Source organism: Streptomyces sp. NPDC042346 (genome assembly GCF_055581845.1).
The window spans coordinates 263,474-284,697 of record NZ_JBVJEH010000012.1; the positions used below are offsets into that span (position 1 = coordinate 263,474).

16 protein-coding genes are annotated in these 21,224 nt (G+C 71.6%); 10 read left to right on the plus strand and 6 right to left on the minus strand.

Annotated features, from left to right (window positions below; all coding sequences use genetic code 11):
• Positions 1–40: 40 nt before the first annotated feature.
• Positions 41–1,177, minus strand: a complete 1,137-nt coding sequence (locus tag ACZ6K0_RS36530) for a winged helix DNA-binding domain-containing protein (RefSeq protein WP_376407977.1) — start codon at positions 1,175–1,177, stop codon at positions 41–43.
• Positions 1,178–1,345: 168 nt separating this feature from the next.
• On the opposite strand from ACZ6K0_RS36530, the gene ACZ6K0_RS36535 reads away from it, so the two are divergent.
• Positions 1,346–2,452, plus strand: a complete 1,107-nt coding sequence (locus ACZ6K0_RS36535; RefSeq protein ID WP_469235690.1) for a magnesium and cobalt transport protein CorA — start codon at positions 1,346–1,348, stop codon at positions 2,450–2,452.
• A gap of 363 nt (positions 2,453–2,815) precedes the next feature.
• Here the strand turns inward: ACZ6K0_RS36535 and ACZ6K0_RS36540 are convergent, their stop codons facing one another.
• The 3 genes from ACZ6K0_RS36540 to ACZ6K0_RS36550 all read right to left on the minus strand — a co-directional run bounded on the left by ACZ6K0_RS36540 (position 2,816) and on the right by ACZ6K0_RS36550 (position 6,993).
• Complete coding sequence (locus tag ACZ6K0_RS36540) at positions 2,816–4,129, minus strand: MFS transporter (protein ID WP_469235692.1); 1,314 nt, start codon at positions 4,127–4,129, stop codon at positions 2,816–2,818.
• A gap of 123 nt (positions 4,130–4,252) precedes the next feature.
• Positions 4,253–5,422, minus strand: coding sequence for an acyl-CoA dehydrogenase family protein (locus tag ACZ6K0_RS36545; protein ID WP_469235694.1), 1,170 nt, complete (start codon positions 5,420–5,422; stop codon positions 4,253–4,255).
• A 14-nt stretch (positions 5,423–5,436) separates the two neighbouring features.
• The gene (locus ACZ6K0_RS36550; RefSeq protein WP_469235696.1) at positions 5,437–6,993 is read right to left on the minus strand and encodes an acyl-CoA synthetase; all 1,557 of its coding nucleotides are present in this window, start codon (positions 6,991–6,993) and stop codon (positions 5,437–5,439) included.
• Positions 6,994–7,106: 113 nt separating this feature from the next.
• Here ACZ6K0_RS36550 and ACZ6K0_RS36555 point away from each other — a divergent pair, with 113 nt between their 5' ends.
• Both ACZ6K0_RS36555 and ACZ6K0_RS36560 read left to right on the plus strand, forming a co-directional pair.
• Entirely contained in the window at positions 7,107–7,733 is a 627-nt protein-coding gene (locus ACZ6K0_RS36555; protein ID WP_469235698.1) for a TetR/AcrR family transcriptional regulator, read from the plus strand.
• Between the two features lie 66 nt (positions 7,734–7,799).
• Positions 7,800–8,684: a serine hydrolase gene (locus ACZ6K0_RS36560; protein ID WP_469235760.1), complete on the plus strand. Its 885-nt coding sequence runs from the start codon at positions 7,800–7,802 to the stop codon at positions 8,682–8,684.
• 189 nt (positions 8,685–8,873) lie between these two features.
• Here ACZ6K0_RS36560 and ACZ6K0_RS36565 read toward each other — a convergent pair whose 3' ends face one another.
• Together ACZ6K0_RS36565 and ACZ6K0_RS36570 are read right to left on the minus strand one after the other, a co-directional pair.
• Complete coding sequence (locus ACZ6K0_RS36565; RefSeq protein ID WP_376412187.1) at positions 8,874–10,319, minus strand: MFS transporter; 1,446 nt, start codon at positions 10,317–10,319, stop codon at positions 8,874–8,876.
• Complete coding sequence (locus ACZ6K0_RS36570; protein ID WP_469235700.1) at positions 10,316–11,518, minus strand: M20 metallopeptidase family protein; 1,203 nt, start codon at positions 11,516–11,518, stop codon at positions 10,316–10,318. Before ACZ6K0_RS36570 ends, ACZ6K0_RS36565 begins: the two co-directional genes overlap by 4 nt.
• A 104-nt stretch (positions 11,519–11,622) precedes the next feature.
• On the opposite strand from ACZ6K0_RS36570, the gene ACZ6K0_RS36575 reads away from it, so the two are divergent.
• From ACZ6K0_RS36575 to ACZ6K0_RS36605, 7 genes are all read left to right on the plus strand, one after another.
• Complete coding sequence (locus ACZ6K0_RS36575) at positions 11,623–12,720, plus strand: Lrp/AsnC family transcriptional regulator (RefSeq protein ID WP_376412193.1); 1,098 nt, start codon at positions 11,623–11,625, stop codon at positions 12,718–12,720.
• A gap of 425 nt (positions 12,721–13,145) precedes the next feature.
• On the plus strand, positions 13,146–15,923 hold the full coding sequence (lanL, locus tag ACZ6K0_RS36580; RefSeq protein WP_469235702.1) for a class IV lanthionine synthetase LanL: 2,778 nt from the start codon (positions 13,146–13,148) through the stop codon (positions 15,921–15,923).
• 49 nt (positions 15,924–15,972) lie between these two features.
• Positions 15,973–16,128 carry a VenA family class IV lanthipeptide gene (locus ACZ6K0_RS36585; protein ID WP_376412199.1) on the plus strand — a complete coding sequence of 52 codons (156 nt, stop codon included), beginning with the start codon at positions 15,973–15,975 and terminating at the stop codon, positions 16,126–16,128.
• A 114-nt stretch (positions 16,129–16,242) separates the two neighbouring features.
• Positions 16,243–17,349, plus strand: a complete 1,107-nt coding sequence (locus ACZ6K0_RS36590) for an ABC transporter ATP-binding protein (RefSeq protein ID WP_469235705.1) — start codon at positions 16,243–16,245, stop codon at positions 17,347–17,349.
• Entirely contained in the window at positions 17,346–18,200 is an 855-nt protein-coding gene (locus ACZ6K0_RS36595; protein WP_376412205.1) for an ABC transporter permease, read from the plus strand. The genes ACZ6K0_RS36590 and ACZ6K0_RS36595 overlap by 4 nt, the downstream gene beginning before the upstream one ends.
• Positions 18,201–18,535: 335 nt before the next feature.
• Complete coding sequence (locus ACZ6K0_RS36600) at positions 18,536–19,933, plus strand: APC family permease (RefSeq protein ID WP_376412208.1); 1,398 nt, start codon at positions 18,536–18,538, stop codon at positions 19,931–19,933.
• 289 nt (positions 19,934–20,222) lie between these two features.
• Complete coding sequence (locus ACZ6K0_RS36605) at positions 20,223–21,077, plus strand: S1 family peptidase (RefSeq protein ID WP_469235708.1); 855 nt, start codon at positions 20,223–20,225, stop codon at positions 21,075–21,077.
• The last annotated feature ends 147 nt before the right edge of the window (positions 21,078–21,224 follow it).

Below are 21,224 nucleotides of genomic sequence, written 5' to 3' on the forward strand. Positions count from 1 at the left end.
CCCGCCCTTCACCACCCTCCTTCACCACCCACCCCCTCCATCAGCCCCGATCGTGCGTGATCTCCTTGTGGACGATGTCGTACGGAGTGCCGGGCGGCGTCATGACCCGGAGGGTCCGCTCGGCCTCGGCGGCGAGCTCGGCGCGCTGGGCGCGGGTCACGGCCGCGAAGGGCTCGACGGTGAGCGTGGTGCGCTCCTTCGTCTCCTCAAGGCGCCAGAGCCCCGCGACGAGGCCGTCGAGAAGGAAGACGGAGAAGGCGCGGTTGCCCTGCCAGGTGCGGGAGCGGATCTCGGGGCTGACGACCCGGGTGCGGTCGGCGTGCGACAGGAGCAGGTTGTCGAACTCGGGCAGGAACCGCGGCGGGGCCGGGGTGTCCTCGTCGGGGCGGGGCGCGTCGGGGAGGTCGAAGAGCTCGGTGCCGCGCGCGTCCTGGAACACCAGCAGCCGGGGCCGGAGGCGGTCGAAGGCCTCGCGGAGGCCGGTCAGGCCGCACCAGGTCTGCATGTCCTTGACGGAGGCGGGCCCGAAGGCGCCGAGGTAGCGGAGCACGGTCTCGTCGGTGTCGGCGGCCTCCGCCGGGACGGCGTCCCCGAACCAGACGTCGGTGGTGGTGAGGGCGACCTGCCCGGCACGGCCCCACAGGCCGCGCGGGGTGGCCTGGACGAGGGGGAGGAGACAGCGGGCGGCGAGGGAGAGGGACTGCGGGTCGGCGTGGGGCCACTCCTTGAGGAGCTCGTCGCGGAGCTGCTTGGGGGTACGGGGCCGCTCCTCGACGAGCTCGCGGGAGAGCACGGCGAGCCGCTCCAGGTCGACGCCGTCGAGCCCCCCGCGGCCGACGAAGATGGCGAGCTCCCGGTCGATGGCCCCGGGCTGCACGAGCCGGCGCAGGGCGACGGCGTCCCGGGCCGTGTGGGTGTGCACGGTGGAGCGCATGGTCACGATGCGGGCGACGGCGTGGGACTCCATGAGCGCGGACAGCTGCTCGGGCGCGAACCCGTCTAGGCGGGCGGCGAGCGCGTAGTACGGGGGCTTGGTGTTCTGCGCCTGGAGGCCGAGCAGGCGGTCCACGGCGTCCTCGACGCCGAGCGGGGCACGGCGGAGGAGGAGCTGACGGTCGAGGGTGGCGCGGTTCAGCGCGCGGGAGGAGAGGACCGGGTGCTTCGTCGTGGAGGCCATACGAGGAAACTACTGGGCCTTGCGGACAGATTCGGTCCGCAATACCGAAGTACAGCCCGAGCCGCACCGACAACCGCCATATATCATGCCGAAAGCCCCGCAGACTCTCCCCCACACTCGCCCACCACCACCACCACGGCACACACGACTCATAGGAGGCGAAGGCCCGTGTCCGACCGCCGTCCCCGCGCGGCCTGGCGCCGCCATCCGGAACCGCCGCTGGAGCCCGAGTCGGCGCCGCGCGCCACCGACCAGCCGAGCGTGGTGCAGGCGACCCTCTACCGCGACGGCCGGCGGGTCTCCTCCCCCGCCACGCTCGCGGACACGTTCCGCCAGCTGCGCGAGCACCCCGACGGCATGGCGTGGATCGGCCTGCAACGCCCGACGGAGGCGGAACTCCACTCCCTGGCAGCGGAGTTCGACCTCCACGAACTGGCCGTGGAAGACGCCCTGGAAGCCCACCAGCGCCCCAAGCTGGAACGGTACGGCGACACCCTCTTCGTCGTCCTGCGGGCCGCGCGCTACCTGGACGCCCAGGAGGAGGTCGAATTCGGCGAACTCCACATCTTCGTGGGCCCGGACTTCCTCATCACGGTCCGCCACGGCGCGGCCCCGGACCTCTCCACGGTCCGCCGCCGCATGGAGGAGGACCCGGACCTCCTCGCCCTCGGCCCGGAAGCGGTCCTGTACGCGATCCTCGACGCGGTGGTCGACGGCTACGCCCCGGTGGTGGCGGGCGTCCAGAACGACATCGACGAGATCGAGACGGAGGTCTTCGGCGGCGACCCGGCGGTCTCCCGCCGCATCTACGAACTCTCCCGCGAAATGGTCGAGTTCCAACGAGCCACCCGCCCCCTGGTGGGCATGCTCCACGGCCTGATGGCGGGCTTCGCCAAGTACGGCACGGACGAGGAACTCCAGCGCTACCTCCGCGACGTCGCCGACCACGTCACCCACACCAGCGAACGCGTGGACGGCTTCCGCCAGGCCCTGACGGACATCCTCACGGTCAACGCGACCCTGGTCACCCAACAACAGAACGCGGAAATGCGCGCGTTGGCGGAAGCCGGCTTCGAACAGAACGAGGAGATCAAGAAGATCTCGGCCTGGGCCGCAATTCTCTTTGCACCCACGCTCGTTGGGACCATCTACGGCATGAACTTCGACTCCATGCCGGAGTTGCACTGGACGGGCGGCTATCCGTTCGCGATCGGCTTGATGGGTCTTGTTTGCACCGGTTTGTACGTGATTTTCAAGCGGCGGGACTGGCTCTAGGGAGCGATCGACCCCACTTGCGCCACGCACGCGGTTTGCTTCTGCACCTGCTGCACGAACCGCCCATTTCGGCCTCTGGGGAGTCCCTGGGGAGAAGCGATCCGGGTGATCTCCTCGCCCTGCCCCTGGCACGCCCCTGAACAGGGCTTTTGGCCTCCGATAAGCGCTGGGGAGAATCAGGGAGAAGCGAGTGGCAGCCCGCGCCTTCCGCTTCCCGCAAGGAGCCTGCCGGCGCTTGCGTTCGACGCTACCGCGCTATGTCGCCGCCCTCTGTGACACATCACAGACAGTGACAACCCGGCGCCACCTGGGCGGTGGCTGTCGCCTGAGGTGATTGCTGAACTTGTGGGCGGGCGAGGCGGCCTATCCAAACGACTGCGGCCCGGCGCCGAGCCCCAGGCGTACGGCGTCCCGGTCCGGGCGGATGGCCGCCAGGGCGAAGACGCCGGCCGCGAGCATCACCGCGCCTGCGACGAGGAAGGCGGTGGTGTAGCCGGCGGCCGGGGTGCCGGCCGTGTCGATGAGGTGGCCGGCCAGGAACGGCGCCACGAGTCCCGGCAAGGTGCCGATACCGGCGACGATGCCGAAGACGGCTCCGCGCTGGGCAGGAGGGACGACCTCCGCGGTCGTCATGTAGTGGAGGGGAACGGCGATCGCGGTACCGCCGAAGGCCACCGCGATCAGCACCAGCCGGGGGCCGGACGCGTCGACGAACGGGAACGCCGTCATCGCGCACCCGGCCACGCACACGGCGATGCTCTGCGCCGCCCCGCTGGACCAACGGCTGCTCACACCACGGGATTTCAACGCGTCCACGAACGGGGAGACCGCCAGCAGCAGCACCAGTCCGAAGCCGGACATGACACTGATGGCGGTCGCGGAGGCCGCCGCCGACATGTCCATCTGCGTCCTGAAGTAGGCGGGCAGCCAGGCGTGGCTGAGGGACAGCGCCCACGCCGCTCCGAAAGCGCTGGCGATGCTGCCGAGCACGGTGCCCGTCAGCAGGATCTTGCGGTACGGCAGCCGGAGCCCGCCGGATCCGGCGGCCATGTGCTTGTGGTCGTACGGACCGTCGTGGCCGACGCGCCACCACACCAGCGCCCAGCAGGCGCTGACGACCGCCAGGACGGCGTACGCGGAGCGCCAGCCGAAGCCGTCGATCAGCCAGGTGACCACGGGCGCCGCGATGAGTGTGCCCAGGGCCGCCCCGCCGATCTGGAGGGCCGAGGGCAGGGCGCGGCGCTCCGGCGGGAACCACTTGTAGAGAGCGTGCATGGACATGGACGCGGCCGGTCCCTCGGCGGCGCCGAGCAGGATGCGGCCGGCCATCAGGGTCGGGACCGTGGCCACCACGAGTACCGGGAGCTGGGCCACGGCCCACAACACGGTCATGACGAGCAACAGCACCCTGCTGGAGATCCGGGTGGAGACGAATCCGACGAGGAGTCCCGAGACGCTGAAGAGGAAGAAGAAGGAGCTGGAGATCAGGCCGTAGGTGCTGTTGCTGAGCTCGAGTTCCTCCATGATCGGGACGGCGGCGAGGCCGAGGACCGATTTGTCGGCGTAGTTGATGACCATGAAGGCCACGATCATCGCCATGATCAGCCAGGCTCTGCGGCGGTCGGGTGCCGGGGCGGCGATGTGCCGGGACTGCGCGGCGGCGGTACGGGGTGCCATGGGGCGACTCCTGCGGATGCGGGTGGAGCAGGGGTTCGTACAGGTGGGCGGTTGTCCCCGTGGCCGCGGACCCGCTCGCCGAAGCGGGGGCCCGCGGCACCGCCCTGGGCGCCAAGGGGTCGGTCAGATCAGGCCCTTGGCGATGGCGTTCTTGTGGATCTCGGTGGTTCCGGTGACGATCCGGAACATCCGCAGGCTGCGGAAGATCTGCTCGACCTCGTGGCCTCGGGTGAGCCCGGCCTTGCCATGGATCTGGACCGCCTGGTCGGCGACGCGGAACGACGCCTCGGAGGTGAAGAGCTTGCACATGTTGGCCTCGACGGAGACGTTGTCGCCCCGGTCGGCCTTCGCTGCGGTGTTCATCACCATCGCGCGGGCGGCGTAGATCTCGGTGGCCATCTCGGCGATCTTGTGGTGGATGGCCTGATGGGCGAGGAGCGGCTGGCCGAAGACGACGCGGTTCGTGGCGTACTCGACCGACAGGTCCCAGGCGCGGCGGGCGGCGCCGATGAGGGACGGGCAGTGCAGCAGGCGGTTGAGGGTGATGCGGCCGATGCCGATGCGCAGGCCCTGACCGACCTCACCGAGGAGGTTGCCGGCGGGGATCCGGCAGTTCTCGAAGACGAGGTCGCCCTCCATCTGCTGCCCGGACATGGGCACTTCGCCTTCGAGAACCGTGCAGCCGGGGGTGTCCAGGTCGACGAGGAACGCGCTGTACGCCTCCTCGGTGCCGGCCATGCGGGCGACGACGATCGCGAAGTCCGCGAAGGGGGCGGCCGAGCTGAATACCTTCTTGCCGTTGAGGACGTAGGTGTCCCCGTCCGGGGTGGCGGTGGTCGTCATGCGGCGTACGTCGGAGCCCGCGTCCTCCTCCGTGATGGAGAAGCAGCAGGCCCGCTCGCCTCGGACGACGGGCATCAGATAGCGGTCCCGCTGCTGCTCGGTGGCGTACTTCACGATCGCGCCGACACGCAGCGGACCGCCCATGTCGCCGAGGACCGAGTGGGAGAGCGCGGCACCGGAGGCGGTCATCTCCTCCTTCAGGGCGCACAGTTCGTAGAAGCTCAGGCCTTGGCCGCCGAGTTCGGGGGGCAGGCTGATGCCGTAGAAGCCGAGTTCCGCGCTGCGCTTCCAGACGTGTTCGAGGGTGGTGCGGTCGAGCTTGGTCTCCGGGGTGATGCCGTGCTCGCGCTCGTACGGGATGAGCTCGTCGCGGAGGTAGGCGCGCAGTCGGACGACGAGGTCCTGGAGGCGCGGATTGTCGTCGTAGGAGGGTTCGAGGGTGAAAGGCATGCCAGGGGTCCTGTTCAGTTGACGTGGCGCTCGGCGCCCGCCCAGTAGCGGTCGCGGATGGCGCGGCGGTCGATCTTGCCGTTGGGGTTGTGGGGCAGGGCCGCGGCGAAGTCGACCGAGCGGGGCTTCTTCATGCGGGCCAGGTGCTCGGCGCAGAAGTCGATGAGGTCGGCCTCGGTGAGGGTGGCTCCGTCGCGCGTCACGACGACCGCCTTGACGGCCTCGCCCCACTGCTCGTCCGGGACGCCGACGACGGCGGCCTCGTAGACGCCGGGGTGCTGGTGCAGGACGGACTCCACCTCGACGGCGTAGATGTTGAACCCGCCGGAGACGATCATGTCCTTCTTGCGGTCGACGATGAAGACGTAGCCGTCGGAACGGCGGCGGGCAAGGTCGCCGGTGAGGAACCAGCCGTCCCGGAAGATCTCCGCGGTGAGGTTCGGCTCGTTGTGGTAGCCGGGGACGACATCGGGGCCGCGGACGGCGATCTCTCCGATCTCTCCGTCGGCGACGGGCTGTCCGCTGTCGTCGACGATGGCGACCTCGGCCTCGGCGAGCGGACGGCCGCAGGACAGCAGCAGCTCCTCGTCCTCGCCCTCGATCCCCCGCCGGTGGTCCTCCGTGGAGAGGAAGAGCACGCCGGAGGTGGTCTCGCCACACCCGTATCCCTGGGACAGGACAGGGCCGAAGAGGTCCCAGGCGGCCCTGATCCGGGCCGGTGACATCGGCGCGGCGCCGTAGATCAGCTGGCGGAGGGTGGAGAGGTCGTAGTCGCGGGCGTTGGGCAACGCGAGGACGGTGTTGACCATCGTCGGCACGACGAAGGCATGGGTGGCGCGCTCGCGCTGAACGGTGGCGAGGAACTCCTCGGCGTCCCAGCGGGGCAGCACGATCGCACAGCCGCCGGCGAAGAAGATGCCCATCAGCGGCATGCCGGAGGCGTGGGTGACCGGCCCGGCCAGGATCTGCCGGTCTCCGGGGCCCACCCGGGTGTCGGCGCTCATCGCCGACTTGCGCATCAGGGCGAGCCGGTTGCCGTAGGTCTGGACTGCCGCCTTGAGCTTGCCGGTGGACCCCGAGGTGAAGTGCAGGACGGCGATGTCACCCTCGCCGCACTCCGTCTCGACGGGTTCCGGCTCGATGCCCGCGAGGGTCTCGGCATACCCCGGGCCGAGATCGCTCGGGCCGTCGTAGCCGAGGACGGTTCTCACTGCCGTGCCGGGCACGGCGGAGCGGGCGATGTCCAGATGGGCCGCGTCCGCCAGCAGGAGCCTGGCGTCGGACTCGGCGAGCAGGTGAGCCACCTCGGCGGCTCCGAGCCTGGCGTTGATCGGCGCCCGGGCCAAGCCGGCCTTGTAGAGGGCGACTTCCGTGACGACCAGTTCCGCGCGGTTGCCCGCGAGGGTCGCCACCCGGTCGCCCCGGCTCAGGCCGAGCGCGCGCAGGGCCGTCGCGAGCCGGTCGCTGTGTTCGTCGAGTTCCGCGTACGTCAGCCTCACGGGTCCGCAGACCACCGCCTCGGCATCGGGTTGGTGGCCGGCAGTCCGGCGTACGTACCGCCCGAAGTTCATCGCACCTCCAGAGTTTCCGAACAGTCTGTCCGGTAGCAAGCTTGGTGTGCGGAAACGTAAAGGCAGCGTTAGGGTCAGGTCAACGGTTCGGACGAGAAGGAAACGAAGTGGACATGAAGCCCGCGGGAGACCGCCGCGTCCGCAGGACGCGGGCCGCACTGCGCCAGGCCCTGGTCGAACTGGTCCTGGAGAAGGGGTTCCACGCGATCACGGTCGAGGAGATCACCGAACGTGCCGACGTCGGCCGGGCAACCTTCTACGCTCACTACCGCGACAAGGAGGACCTCCTGGTCGGCATCGTCCGCGACCTCGCCGAGGACCGGGACCGCCTCCTGCCGGCGGTCCGACAGGCGCACGCCGAGGGCTTCACCGGACTGCCGGTGAAGTACATCTTCGAACACGCCGAGCAGGAGAAACCCGTCTACCAGGTAGTCCTTCGAGGCGAGGGCGACGGCCGGGCCCTGCGCGAGTTCACCGACCTCATCCGCGCGCACGCCGAAGCGGCCTTCCGCGCACGGGCCGAGCAGCTCGCGGTGACACCGAGGATCCCCCTCGACGTCGTCGCCCGGGCCTGGACCGGTGAACTCATCGGCCTGCTGACCTGGTGGGTCGAGAACGACACCGGCTACAGCGCCGCCGAGATCACCGCCCACCTGCGCGACCTCTCGGTGTACGGCCGCGTCTGGGCCACCGGACTCGCCCCGTCCGACGCCCCCGGAGCCCTCGACCTCACTCCCTGAGCCGCGCCTTCCCCGTGCGCCCTGACGCGTTCCCCCTTGTCACGCCTGGTCGAGCTACCGGACAAGATGTACGGTAACGAGCCCAGTCGGCGCACGACCGAAAAAGCGGAGCGGGCGCGTGGCAGGCATTCCCTCCTTGGCCGACCTCGTGTGGGCGCGGGGCTACACGGATCCCGCCTGGGCCCGACGGCATACCACTCGGGTCGAGAACTCATTCCGAGCCGCCATGTCTGGCGAGGCTCAGGCGGCGCCGCACTGCCCGCCGCGCCGACCGGCGCCCTCGACGGCCTCGCGTTCACGAGACCACGAGGTCAGACCCGCACGCTCACGGGGGTCGACACGTACGTCCCCGAGCTCGCCGGCACCGCCTTCGGCGAAGCCCAGGTCGACCACCTCCTCCACATGGGCACGCAGATGAGTTACGCGGGCCGCCCGTACGACAAGGCACTCGAAGCCCAGCGCTCCTTCGCTGTCCTCGCCACCGCACAGGCGACCGGCACGCCGGGAACCGGTTTCCGCTACGAGAACGACAACGTCGAGGCCCTGCGCCGTGTCACCGGCACCACCACCTCGGCCCTGCTGTCCGAGATGGTCTGGTCCTGCATCGGCGACCGAGGAGGACGCGTACTACCTCCTCGGCACGGAGGGCTCCGAGGTCTCCTGCGGCGGATTCAGCGCCACCGCCCGCGACCTGGCCCGCCTCGGCGAGATGATCCGCTGCGGCGGTGCGATCGGCGACCGCCAGATCGTGCCGGAAGCCGTCGCCCCGACCATCGTCTCCGGCGTCCCCGACGGCTACCCCCGCCGCGTGCGCTTCCCCGCGCTCGACTTGGTGATCGTCCACTACGCCTCCCCCGTCGTCTTCCCCGGCACCTCGCCGATCCTCTCGGCCAGGTCCGTGCCGGGACCGCCTCCCACACGTCGGCCGGGGTCGAGGTGACGTACCCGTAGTGGCGCGGGACGCCGTCGGGTGCCGGCAGGGAGAAGTCCTCGCTGCCCATCGCCGGGCCGAAGCCGAACACCGTTTCAGCGCCGGAGAGTTCACGGCGCGCGGCGGCGATCTGCCCGTCGAGTGCGGTACCGCGGCGGAACGTCGCGTTCAAACCGTCCGACCGAGGCCCGGCGTGGCCGTACCGCCCGTCATACGCGCGCCGGAGCCGGACTCCCCGTCGCACCCGGAGCATGCGCCTCACGACCGGTCAGCATCTGGAGGATCAGAGCGCCCACGCACAGCAGCGCGCTCAGCCCCCAGATCGTCAGATAAGCGGAGAGCGCCGGGACCTCCGTACCCCCGACGACGAGCGAGCCGAGGACGACCGCCGAGCCCGCGCCCGCGACACTGCCGCCCAGGGTCTTCAGGTTGTTGTAGACGGCGGTAGCACTCGCCGTACGGTCCGTGGCGCTGCGTTCCACGATCAGGGTGGGCAGGCCGCCCAGGGCCAGGCCCATGCCGAAGCCGGCGACGGCGGACGCCAGGGCGAACAGTGGCAGCGCGGCGTGCGTGGCGATCAGCCCCACGTTCCCCGCCGCCATCAGTGCGAAGGAGAGCAGCAGCATCCGGCGGTAGCCGGTGCGGGCCGCCACCCGGGCGACGAGGCTCGCCCCGGTGAACGCCAGCACATGCGGCACCGCGCCCCATGCGCTGATCTCCCAGGTGGTGAGCCCGAACCCGTACCCCTCGTCGGCCGTGGACGCGGCCAGATACGAGATGCCGACCGCCTGCCCGCCCAGCATCACCGCGCCGAAAAGGAAGCCTGAGACGTAGTAAGGCGCGGACTGGCGGCGGGCCACCGCCCGGACGTCGACCAGGGCGTGCGGTCGGTCCCGTTCGAGCCGGACCCACCAGGCCAGCAGGGCCAGGGAGAGCGCGATACCGCCCAGGGTGAGCGGAGAGGTCCAGCCCCAGGTCGCGCCGCGCGCCGTCGTGCCGAGGAGCAGCAGCAGCGAGAGGCCGAGCAGCAGCGCCCCCGACCAGTCCATCCGGCCCGGCGCAAGCGTCCGGGACTCCGGGATGGCGCAGTACGACAGGGCCAGGCAGGCACACGCGAGCGCGGCGAGGACCGAGAGCGTGAGCCGGATGCCACCGGTGAGGGCGAGCAGGGGGCCCACCAGAGCATGCCCGAGGAGCGAGCCGAGGGTGAGCGCGCCGACAAGCAGCCCCACCGCCCGTCGCCCGCCCTCCAGGTCGAGCCGGTCCCGTACGAGCCCGATCTCCAGCGGCAACAGCGCCGCCAGCGGGCCCATCAAGGCACGGCCCACCAGCAGCACCGTCAGGTTCGGTGCGAGAGCCACCAGGACGGTGCCCGCCGCGACGCAGACCAGCGCGACCCGGGTGAGCCGACGGTGCCCGTACAGGTCTCCGAGCCGCCCGAACACCGGCACCGCGACCGCGGCCGACAGGAACTGCACCGCCATGTACCACTGCGCCTGGGACGCGCTGATGGACTGCCAGTCCTGAACCGCCGGCACCAGCGCCGGCGCCGAACCCTGGAGGAAGCCGCTGACCAGCTCGAACACGACGAGCAGGCCCACCACGGCGGTCACCCGGGGCGCCGCCGCCTCGCCCGTCCCGCGCGGGGCCGTCATGCCGACGCCCCAGCGGCGAGCCGCTGCTCCGCGAGCTCGCTGAGCAGTGCCGCCTGGCGGTGGAGCACCCGGTCGTCGAAGACCGCCCGCGGGGAGTGGTTCTGGGGCGCCTTCGCTACGTCCACGCCTTCGGGCGCCGCGCCGACCAGCAGCATCGCGCCGGGCACTTTGTTCAGTACGAGGGAGAAGTCCTCCGAACCGCTGGCCGGCTGCGGCGCCTCCCACACCTCTCCCGGGCCGAACAGCTCGCGCGCCGTGTCCAGCGCGAACGCCGTCGCGGCCGGCTCGTTGACGGTGACCGGATAGAGCATCTCGTACTCCACCTCCACGTCCAGGCCGTGTGCGGCCGCGATCCCGCGCACCAGGCGCGGCAGCCCCGCGGCGAGCCGCTCGTGGTTGGCCTCCGAGTAACTGCGTACGGTCGCCTCGAACTCGGCCGTGTCCGGGATGACGTTCTGCTGCGTGCCGGCGTGCAGCCGCCCGACGGTGACCACCACCGGGTCGAAGATGTCGAAGGTGCGCGTCACCCAGTTCTGCAGCGCGGTCACCATCTCGCAGACGGCCGGCACGGGGTCCTTGGCGTGGTGCGGAGCCGAACCGTGCCCGCCCTCGCCGCGAACCGTCACCCGCAGGACGTCGGATGCCGTCATGACCGTGCCGGGCCGGGACGCGATCCAGCCGCCGGGCAGCCGATTGGCCGAGACGTGCAGGGCGAAGGCCGCGTCGAGCGGCTTGCCCGCCGCGCCCAGGACACCCTCGTCGATCATCGCGCCTGCACCGTTGTGCCCCTCCTCGCCCGGCTGGAACATGAACACCACGTCGCCCTGGAGGCTCTCCCGGCGATCCGCGAGCAGCGTCGCCGCGCCGACGAGTCCGGCGGTGTGCAGGTCGTGCCCGCAGCCGTGCATCCGTCCCGGCAGCTCGGAGGCGTACTCCACGCCCGTCAGCTCGTCCACCGGCAGTGCGTCCATGTCACCCCGCAACAGCACCGCCCCGCCGGGACGGCCGCCGCGCAGCACGGCCGTGACCGAGGTCAGCTCCCGGCCCAGCGTGATCTCGAGGGGGAGACCGTCGAGCGCGGCGAGGACCTTCTCCTGCGTACGCGGCAGCCGGAGGCCGAGCTCCGGCTGCCGGTGCAGCGAGCGGCGGAGCCGCACGAGATCGGGCTGGAGTTCCCTGGCGCGTTCCAGTACGGACATGCTGCGTCAACCTCCTGATACGGTTCCGGCCATCGGTGCGGAAAGACTGAAGTCCTGGCCCGCCCAACCGACCCGAATCGCAGGAAACGCGCAAGGGGCATCGAATGACGCAGGATTCTGGCCACGGACCAGTACGGAATTCCGCGCACGGGGCGGTACGGGCACTCGACGACGTCGACCAGGCCCTGGTGCACGCGCTGCAGATCGCCCCCCGCGCCGGCTGGAACGAGATCGGCGCGGTACTCGGACTCGACGCCGTCACCGTGGCCCGCCGCTGGCACCGGCTCACCGAAGCCGGCGCCGCCTGGATCAGCTGCTCCCCATCCCCCTCCCTCGCCGCGAGCGGACAGGGGCTGCTCGCCGTCGTCGAGGTGGACTGCGCCAGCGGCAGCCTGCTGACCGTCGCCCGGGCCCTGGCCGAGCTGCCCCACGTCACCGCCGTCGAACACGTCAGCGGAGACCGCGACCTCCTGCTCACGGTGATGGCCACAGACCTCGCCGCGCTCACCCACTGGGTGACTCGCGGCATCGGCGCGATGCAGGGCATCGTCGCCACCCGGACCCACCTCGCGAGCACCGTCTACACCGAGGGCAGCCGCTGGCGGCTGCGCGCCCTCGACCGCACCCAGATCGCCCGCCTCGCCGACACCGGCACTCCCCGCACCGACACCCCCGTCTTCCCCCTCACCGACCTGGACCACGCCCTCGTCAGAGCCCTGTCCATGAACGGCCGCGCCACCTACCGCGCCCTCGCCGACGCCTGCGGAACGAGCCCGGACACCGTCCGTCGCCGACTCGGCCGGCTCTTCGCCGCCGGGATGCTCCAGCCCCGTTGCGAGGTCGCCCGCCCCTTGTCGGAGTGGCCGGTCACGGTGATCCTCTGGGGGAGGGCTGCCGCAGCGGAGTTGGAGAGCGTCTCCCGCGCCGTCACCGGCGCCCGCGAGGTACGACTGTGCGCCGGTCTCACCGGCCGGAACAACGTCCTCGTCGTGGCCTGGGTGAAGTCCCTCGCCGACGCCCAGCGCTTCGAGGTACGAATCGCCCAGCGCGCCCCCGGCCTTGACATCACCGACCGAGCCGTGGCCCTCTGGCCGCTGAAGCTCAGCGGCCACCTGCTCGACGAACGCGGCTACCGCATCGGCGGCGTCCCACTGGACGCCCGCACGGCCGACGCCACCCGGCGAGATCCGGAAGAGTCATGAACGGTCTCCTCGCGGCCGCCGCCGAACTCGACGCGGGACTGGCCATCCTCTTCGCCGGTGCACCGCCCCACTGATCGCGTACGCCTTCAAGCCACGGTCCCGGGTGGTCTGGACGCACCGCTTGTGGTGGTCACGGAATCCGATGACGCAAGCGGTGCCGGCACCGCCGGCCACCCTCTTCCGGGCCTCCGCCACCTGAGCCGCGACCCCGTCCGTGCTCAGGTAGGTGATCGTGCCGTCCGCCGACACGAATGCGCCCCGTATTGCGCGGCCGTACGCCTTCTCCGCGCGGTCGCGCGACAAGGTGGCACAACGGACCCGTGCGCTCGCCAAAGCAAGTGAATCCGGCGGCGTGTGTGTTCATCGGACTATGACGTCTGGGCACGCTCCCTCCCAGCGGTTCTCACCCGTTGAGAGGGATGGGCATGACGACCCAAGTCACCGAGTCCGAGCTGGAAGCCCTGCTCCATGGCACACTCCGCGCCAAGGGGGCGGGCGAGCGCTGGGCCACCGAGTCGAACGAGAGCTGGTGCCGGGTGGCGCCCCGCTCCGGGACCGGGCCGGACCAGGGCTGGAAGCTGCACGTGTCGGCGACGGCCGCCTCCGCCCCGGCGGTGCTCGAGAAGGCCCTGGACGTCCTGCTCAAGGACGGCTCGGCGTTCAAGTTCGCCCGCTCGCTGGAGCAGGTGAGCGCCCTCAACACCCGTGCCACGCCCCGCGGAAGCTCAGGCAAGTTCATCACGGTCTACCCGGCCTCCGACGCCGACGCGGCCCGCCTCGCGCAGGACCTCCACACGGCGACCGAGGGGCTGGCGGGACCCCGCATCCTGTCCGACCAGCCGTACGCCCCCAACAGCCTGGTGCACTACCGCTACGGCGCCTTCGTCGGGCGGCGGCGCCTCTCGGACGAGGGGCTGATGGTCTGGTACATCGAGGACCCCGACGGCAACCCCGTGGAGGACAAGCGGACCGGCCGGTACGCGCCGCCGGCGTGGGCGGTCAGCCCCTTCCCCGACTCCGTGCCCGTCGCACCCCCCAGGTCGGAGACGCCGCGGCGCCCGGTCCTGCTCGGCGGCCGGTTCTCGGTGCGGGAGGCGATCCGGCACACCAACAAGGGGGGCGTCTACCGAGGCACCGACGTCGAGACCGGCGCCCCGGTCGTCATCAAGGAGACCCGGCCCCACGTGGAGGCCGACGCCTCCGGCAACGACGTCCGCGACTGGCTGCGCACCGAGGCCCGAACCCTGGAGAAGCTCAAGGGCACGCGGCTCGCACCGGAGCCGCTCGCGATGTTCGAGCACGGCGGACACCTGTTCCTGGCCCAGGAGGAAGTGCCGGGGATCCCCCTGCGCAACTGGGTCGCCGAGCACTTCCGCGACACCGGCGCCGCACGCTACCGCACCGACGCGCCGGCCCAGGCCGGACGCCTGGTGGACCTCGTCGAGGCGGCCCACGCCCGAGGCTGCGTGCTGCGCGACTTCACCCCCGCCAACGTGATGGTCCGCCCCGACGGCGCACTGCGCCTCATCGACCTGGAGCTCGCCGTCCTCGCCGACGACGTCGCCCTCCCGACCCGCGTCGGCACGCCCGGCTTCAGTCCCCCCGAGCGCCTGGTGGACGCGCCCGTCTCCCCGACCGGCGACTACTACAGCCTCGGCGCGACGCTGTGCTTCGTCCTGACCGGCAAGGTGCCGGCCCTGCTGGAGGAGAAGCCCGCCACCCGGCCCGCGGAGGACCGGCTCGGTGAGTGGCTGGACGCCTGCGCCGCCCCCCTGGAGCTGCCGGACGGCCTGCGCGCGATGATCCTCGGGCTGATGAAGGACGACCCCGCCGCGCGCTGGGACCCGGCCCGGGCGCGGGACGCGCTCCGGGAGAGCCGTACGGGGAGTGGCACCGAGAGGGGACGTGGCGAGGCTGCTCGTACGGCCGCGGCTCGCACCGGCCCGACGGGCACCGAAGCCACCGAAGCCACCGACACGGATACGGATACGGATACGGATACGGGTACGGGTACCGACACCCGCACCGGCACCGGCACCGACCCGATCGACGTCGCCGTGGCCGGCATCGTGGAGCACCTCGTCGACTCCATGACACCCGACGACGACCTGCGGCTGTGGCCCGTGTCCGTCAAGGCCGGGGAGACCGACGCCTGCATCGTGCAGCAGGGCGCGGCCGGTGTGCTGTCCGTCCTGACACGCTACTTCGAGCTCACCGACGACCCCCGCCTCCCGGAGCTGATCGCCACCGCGGGCCGCTGGATCGCGGACCGCACCGACACCCGCTCCACACGGCCCGGCCTGCACTTCGGCGGCCGCGGCACGGCTTGGGCACTGTACGAGGCCGGGCGCGCCGTCGACGAACGGGCGCTCATCGACCACGCCCTGGCCCTGGCCCTCGCACCGCAGGAGTCGACGCCCAGCCACGACATCACCCATGGCTCGGCGGGCAGCGGAATGGCCGCTGCCCACCTGTGGCACCGCACCGGCGATCCGCGCTTCGCCGAGCGGGTCGCCGATGCCGCCGACCGGCTGACCGCCGCAGCCCGGCGCGAGCAGTCCGGGGCGAGCTGGCCGGTGCCCGCCGAGGCCGTGGTCGAGGAGGCCGGCAAGCGCTACCTGGGCTTCGCCCACGGCACCGCCGGCATCGGCTGCTTCCTCTTGGAGGCCGCCGCCGTCACCAAGAACCCGGAGCACCGGGAACTGGCCCTGGCGGCGGGCGAGCTCCTCGTGACGCACGCCGTCACCGTCGGCGACGCGGCCCAGTGGCCGGCCCAGGCCACGGACGTGCCGACGGCACCGTACTGGTGCCACGGCTCCGCCGGCATCGGCTCGTTCCTCGTCCGGCTGTGGCGGGCGACCGGCGACGAACGGTTCCGCGACCTCGCCGTCGGTGGCACCCGAGCCGTGGTCGAGCGCGCCTCCCGCGCCGCCGTCACGCAATGCCACGGACTGGCGGGCAACGGCGACTTCCTCCTCGACATGGCCGACGCCACCGGCGACCCCGCCCACCGGGCGCGGGCCGAGGAGCTGGCCCGCCTCCTCGTCTCCGAACGGTCCCACCGCGGCAGCCACGTCGTCTTCCCCAACGAGTACGGGGACGTCTCGACGAGCTGGAGCGACGGATCGGCGGGAATCCTGGCGTTCCTCCTGAGGGTCCGCCACACAGAGCCCCGGCACTGGATGGTCCAGCAGCCGGTCTGAGCGGCAGGAGTCCCTGCCGCCACGTGTCACACGAGTGAAGGAGATTGTCATGGAGTACCAGGACCTCGAGCTGCTGGCCCACCTGCACGCCCTTCCGGAGACCGACCCGGTCGGCGTCGACGGCGACTCGTTCAGCGGAACGTGCGCGTGCGTCGGCCTGCTGACGCTCGCCAACACCATCTGTATCGGTATCAGCTGCGCGTAACACCGAAGCACCCCCCGGCCGGTGGTTGCCGCGAGCAGCCGCCGGCCGGAGCGGGCTCCGGCTCCGTGCGGACGACGCGGAAGAGGACGTGGACGAGGAAGAGGACGGGACCCCATGCAGCCATCCGCAGGTGACGACGCACTCGCCGCAGCCGCCCTCCTGACCGCCGAGGTCACCGTCCCCGGCGCGGGGGAATCTCCGCACGACCACGACCACGACCCTGGCCCCGGCCCCGGCCCCGACCCCGGATACGCGATCAGCACGCGCGGTCTGGTGAAGAGCTACCCGGGCCCGGACGGCACCACCGTCGACGCGGTCCGCGGCCTCGACCTCGACGTGCGCCGGGGTGAGGCCTTCGCCTTCCTCGGCCCCAACGGCGCAGGCAAGTCCACCACCATCGCCCTCCTGTGCGCCCTCGCCCGCCCCACCTCCGGTCACGCCACCGTGGCCGGCTTCGACGTGGCCACCCGACCGCACGACGTGCGGCGCCAGGTCGGCATCCTGTTCCAGCACAGTGCCCTCGACCCGGACCTGACCGTCGAGCAGAACCTGCGCATCCACGCCCGCCTGTACGGGCTGCCCCGCCGCGACGTGCGCAGGCGGACCGCCGAGGTGCTCGAACCCGCCGGACTGACCGACCGGCGGCGGTTTCCCGTACGCGCCCTGTCGGGCGGCATGCGGCGACGCCTGGAGATCGCCCGCCAGTTGCTGCACTCCCCGAGCGTGCTGTTCCTGGACGAGCCGACGACCGGGCTCGACCCGCACGCGCGCGCCGAGATCTGGGAGCACCTGCGGGCCCTGCGCGACCGGCTCGGCAGCACCCTCTTCGTCACCACCCACTACCTGGAGGAGGCGGAGAACTGCGACCGGATCGCGATCATCGACGGGGGCCGTCTGGTCGCGCAGGGCACGCCGCACGGGCTCAAGGCGGAGGTCGGAGACGACCGGGTGGTGTTGCGCACCAGCGACGACGGGCGGGCGCGGAAAGTCGTCGCCCAGGCTGCGCCGCCGGACCGCCCCGTCACGGTGGACGCCGACGGCACGTGGCTGCGGGTGCCCGACGGCAGCGCGTGGATCCCGCGCCTGTGCGCGGCACTGGAGGCGCACGGCATCGCGGTGCACGCCGCCTCCGCCACCCCGCCCACGCTCGACGACGTCTTCTTCCACCACACCGGCCGCAGCATCACCACCGCCCCCGCCGCGATCGGAGGCGGCCGATGACCGCCCTCACCCTCCAGGCGCCCGAGGCCACCGAGCGGGGGCGGGCGTCCCGGCTGCGGCACGAACTGCGGGCGATCCACGCCCTGGTCCACCGCGATCTGCTGCGCCTGGCCCGTCAGCGCTCCCACACCGTGCTGGTCCTGCTCCAGCCGGTGCTCTACCTCTTCGCGCTCGGCGGCGGGCTCGCCGCCCTCATCCCCGCCGCCTCACTGGGCACCGGCTACCAGACGTACCTCTTCCCCGGCATGCTCATGATGACGGTGCAGACCCCGGCCATCATGGTGGGGATCCGGCTGATCACCGACCGGCAGAGCGGCTACCTGCGCGAGCTCCTGATGGCCCCCGTCAGCCGCTCCACCCTGCTCCTGGGCAGCTGCGCCGGCGGCACGCTCGTCGCCGCGGTGCAGGGCGCCGTCCTGCTCAGCCTGGCCGGCGCGGTCGGCCTGCCGTACGACCCGGTGCTCCTGCTGCTGCTCCTCGGCGGCATGCTCCTGGCCTCGTTCGCCCTCACCAGCATGACCCTGGCGCTGTCGGTGACGCTGCGCAGCCCCGAGCTGTTCCACACACTCCTCAGCCTGCTGATGATGCCCCTGCTGTTCCTCTCCGGCGCCTTCTTCCCGCTGGAGTCCATGCCGGGCTGGGCGCGCGGCCTGGCGACCGTCGATCCGCTCGCGTACGGGGTGGACCTGCTGCGGCGCTGCATCGCCCTGCGGGTCCCGGACCAGGCGGCCGCCGGCGGCATCGAATGGGCGGGTCGGCAGCCCCCGCTGCTCCTGGAGGCCGGGCTGCTCCTCGCCGTCGGAGGGCTGACCCTGCTGTGGGCCGCCCGCCGCTTCAGCCGTCCGGAGTGACCGGCCCCCTCTCCCCCGCACGCCCGCGCGGCCCGCCCGACCGGCGGGCCGTGCGGGCGTGCGGGGGTGCGGGGGGTAAAGCGCGGGAAAAGTCCTGGTCGGACCGCTGCGGTTCCCGCACGGAGTGTTTACGGCGTCTTATCGCGTTCCTAGCGCCCCCGGGCCTCGTTCCGGCGTCCTGGAACGACGGATTCCGCAGCGGGAGGGGCATTGACCTGCGATTCCGCCCGAGCTTCCATTCAGGCCGGGAGCCACGGACCCCACTGACACCGGACGCCTCGGAGGCGATACCGCTCCCGTTCAGATACACCGCTCGCACCGATCGGAACCGCCTGATGACGGACACCCTCAGCGCACCGCACGCGTTGGCCCCCCAGACCGGCCCCGTGCCGCAGAAGCTCAAGCGCTCCATCGGTGTCGTGGGCGGCACCCTGCTCACGCTGTCGTGCGTGACACCCGCCTCGACCCTCTTCGTGGTCGTCCCTGACCTGTTCGACGGCGTCGGCACGTACGCGGCCCTGACCATCGCCATCGGCTCGCTGCTCTGTATCGGCGTGGCGTTCTGCTACTCCGAGCTCGGCACCCTGATCCCGAGCGCGGGCGGCGAGTACGCCATCGTCTCCACCCTCGCGGGCCGCCTGGCCGGCTGGCTGGTCTTCGTGCTGTCCCTGCTGGTCGTGATGATCGTGCCACCGGTGATCGCCATGGGGACCGCCGACTACCTCGCGCCGCTCGTACACCTCCCGGCCCCGCTGGCCGGTGCCGGCGTCATGGTCCTCGCCACCCTCGCCGGTCTGCTCGACCTGCGGGCCAACGCCTGGATCACCGGCATCTTCCTCGTCCTGGAGGTCGTCGCCGCCGGCATCGTCGCGATCCTCGGCTTCTCCCACTCCCAGCGGGGTGTCGGCGCCCTGGTCCACGGCCAGGTCGCGTCCGCCGGCGGCGGACACTCGCTCGTCACCGGCGCCATGGTCGTATCCGGCCTCGCCATCGCCCTCTTCGTCACCCAGGGCTTCTCGACGGCCGTCTACCTCTCCGAGGAGCTGGAGAACCCGCGCCGCACGGTGGCCCGCACCGTGCTCGCCACGCTCGCCATCTCCACCGCCGTGATCCTGGTGCCCGTCGTCGCGATCACCCTCGGCGCCGGCGACCTGGAGACGCTCACCGGCGGAGACATCAGCGGCATGATCGCCACGTGGTCCAACTCGGCCGTCGGCACCTTCATCAGCCTCTGCGTCGCCCTGGCGATCATCAACGCGGGCATCGTCATGGTCATCCAGAACTCCCGCGTCCTGTTCGCCTCCGCCCGCGACAAGGCCTGGCCGGAGCCCGTCAACAACGCCCTGTCCCGGCTCGGCCGCTTCGGCTCCCCGTGGGTGGCCACCCTGGCCGTCGGCGTCCCGGGCGCGGCCCTGTGCTTCGTGAACCTCGACACCCTGTACGGCGTCACCGGCGTCTCCGTCACCGGCATGTACCTGCTGGTCGCGGTGGCCGCCCTGTTCAGCCGCCGGGGCGCGCACCGCGAGATCGCGGCCTGGCGCATGCCGCTGTGGCCGGCCGTGCCGCTCCTGCTCATCGGCGTCCTCGCGTACGTCCTGTACATGCAGGACACCAAGTACCTGGCATGGACCGGCGGCATCACGGCCGCCGCCACCCTCTACTGGGCCCTGTACCTGCGCCCCCGGCGGGACACCCGCTGGCTGGTCAGCATCCCGGAGGACGAGCAACTCTGACCTCCCCGAGTTCCCCGAGTTCCCCGTAGGCCGGGACGGCGCCAGCCGCCCCGGCCTACGGCGTCGACCCGCCCGGCAGCATGACGAACGGCTGCCGGCCGGTGGGGCGTCGGCGGCGGGAGTTCCGGTCGGCCGCGGGCATGTCGGGGCTCTGACCGCCGGACGGGTGGGGCCGAACTGACGGTGGCTCATTTCCGTACGCCCTCTTGTGGGTTGATGCCGAGGTTCTAAGAATGCACATGACAACCGGAGGATCTTCGGTTGCACGTCATCAGAGGGGAACCCCCACATGAAGAAGCCTCTCGTCGGCGCCCTGCTCGCGCTGCTCCTGACCGGAGCGGCCGCGGTCCCGGCCATGGCGGCCGCGCCGCCGCAGGCTCCCGCGGCCAAGGACCGGGCCACGGCGGCCGTCGCCGTCGACTTCGCCGGCACGGTCGCGCTCAGCAACTGCTCCGGCTCGCTCGTCCGCATGCCGAGCTCCCAGCCGAACGACCCCGCGCTCGTCCTCTCCAACGGGCACTGTCTGGAGACCGGCATGCCGGGGGCCGGCGAGGTCGTCAAGGACGTGCGCTCCACCCGCTCGTTCTCGCTGCTCAACTCGGCCGGCACCAAGGTCGCGACGCTGCGCGCCAGCAAGATCGCGTACGGCACGATGACCGACACGGACATCTCGATCTACCAGGTGACCAAGACCTACGCGCAGATCCAGAGCCTGTACGGCATAGGCGCCCTCACCCTCAACGACGTCCGCCCGACGCAGGGTTCGTCGATCAAGGTGGTGTCCGGGTACTGGAAGCGGATCTACAGCTGCAATGTCGACGGCTTCGTCTACCGCATGAAGGAGGGCGACTGGACCTGGAAGGACTCGGTCCGCTACACCTCCTCCTGCAACACCATCGGCGGCACCTCCGGCTCGCCGGTCATCGACACGACCACCGGCAAGGTCGTCGCCGTCAACAACACGGGCAACGAGAGCGGTGAGAGCTGCACCGTGAACAACCCGTGCGAGATCGACGAGAACGGCACCGTGACCGTCCGCCAGGGCATCAACTACGCCCAGGAGACGTACACGATCGTCCCGTGCGTCGGCGCGGGCAACGTGATCGACCTGAACCGCCCGGGCTGCACCCTGCCGAAGCCGTAACGCGGTAACGCCGCACCGCGCGTCACTGCACCGCCCGCCCGGTCTCTCGGAGACCGGGCGGGCGGACGCGTTACCGCTGTCCGGTCGAAGATCAGTCGGCGCGGGCACGGCGGGCGGCCGATCATGAACGGCGTGATACGGCCCTGA

What these genes read in the sequence shown, in the direction of transcription:
- ACZ6K0_RS36530 (WP_376407977.1), bottom strand. Translation starts at nt 1,177, where the DNA reads ATGGCCTCCACGACGAAGCACCCGGTCCTCTCCTCCCGCGCGCTGAAC.
- ACZ6K0_RS36540 (WP_469235692.1), bottom strand. Translation starts at nt 4,129, where the DNA reads ATGGCACCCCGTACCGCCGCCGCGCAGTCCCGGCACATCGCCGCCCCG.
- ACZ6K0_RS36545 (WP_469235694.1), bottom strand. Translation starts at nt 5,422, where the DNA reads ATGCCTTTCACCCTCGAACCCTCCTACGACGACAATCCGCGCCTCCAG.
- ACZ6K0_RS36550 (WP_469235696.1), bottom strand. Translation starts at nt 6,993, where the DNA reads ATGAACTTCGGGCGGTACGTACGCCGGACTGCCGGCCACCAACCCGAT.
- ACZ6K0_RS36555 (WP_469235698.1), top strand. Translation starts at nt 7,107, where the DNA reads ATGAAGCCCGCGGGAGACCGCCGCGTCCGCAGGACGCGGGCCGCACTG.
- ACZ6K0_RS36560 (WP_469235760.1), top strand. Translation starts at nt 7,800, where the DNA reads ATGTACGGTAACGAGCCCAGTCGGCGCACGACCGAAAAAGCGGAGCGG.
- ACZ6K0_RS36565 (WP_376412187.1), bottom strand. Translation starts at nt 10,319, where the DNA reads ATGACGGCCCCGCGCGGGACGGGCGAGGCGGCGGCGCCCCGGGTGACC.
- ACZ6K0_RS36570 (WP_469235700.1), bottom strand. Translation starts at nt 11,518, where the DNA reads ATGTCCGTACTGGAACGCGCCAGGGAACTCCAGCCCGATCTCGTGCGG.
- ACZ6K0_RS36575 (WP_376412193.1), top strand. Translation starts at nt 11,623, where the DNA reads ATGACGCAGGATTCTGGCCACGGACCAGTACGGAATTCCGCGCACGGG.
- lanL (WP_469235702.1), top strand. Translation starts at nt 13,146, where the DNA reads ATGACGACCCAAGTCACCGAGTCCGAGCTGGAAGCCCTGCTCCATGGC.
- ACZ6K0_RS36585 (WP_376412199.1), top strand. Translation starts at nt 15,973, where the DNA reads ATGGAGTACCAGGACCTCGAGCTGCTGGCCCACCTGCACGCCCTTCCG.
- ACZ6K0_RS36590 (WP_469235705.1), top strand. Translation starts at nt 16,243, where the DNA reads ATGCAGCCATCCGCAGGTGACGACGCACTCGCCGCAGCCGCCCTCCTG.
- ACZ6K0_RS36595 (WP_376412205.1), top strand. Translation starts at nt 17,346, where the DNA reads ATGACCGCCCTCACCCTCCAGGCGCCCGAGGCCACCGAGCGGGGGCGG.
- ACZ6K0_RS36600 (WP_376412208.1), top strand. Translation starts at nt 18,536, where the DNA reads ATGACGGACACCCTCAGCGCACCGCACGCGTTGGCCCCCCAGACCGGC.
- ACZ6K0_RS36605 (WP_469235708.1), top strand. Translation starts at nt 20,223, where the DNA reads ATGAAGAAGCCTCTCGTCGGCGCCCTGCTCGCGCTGCTCCTGACCGGA.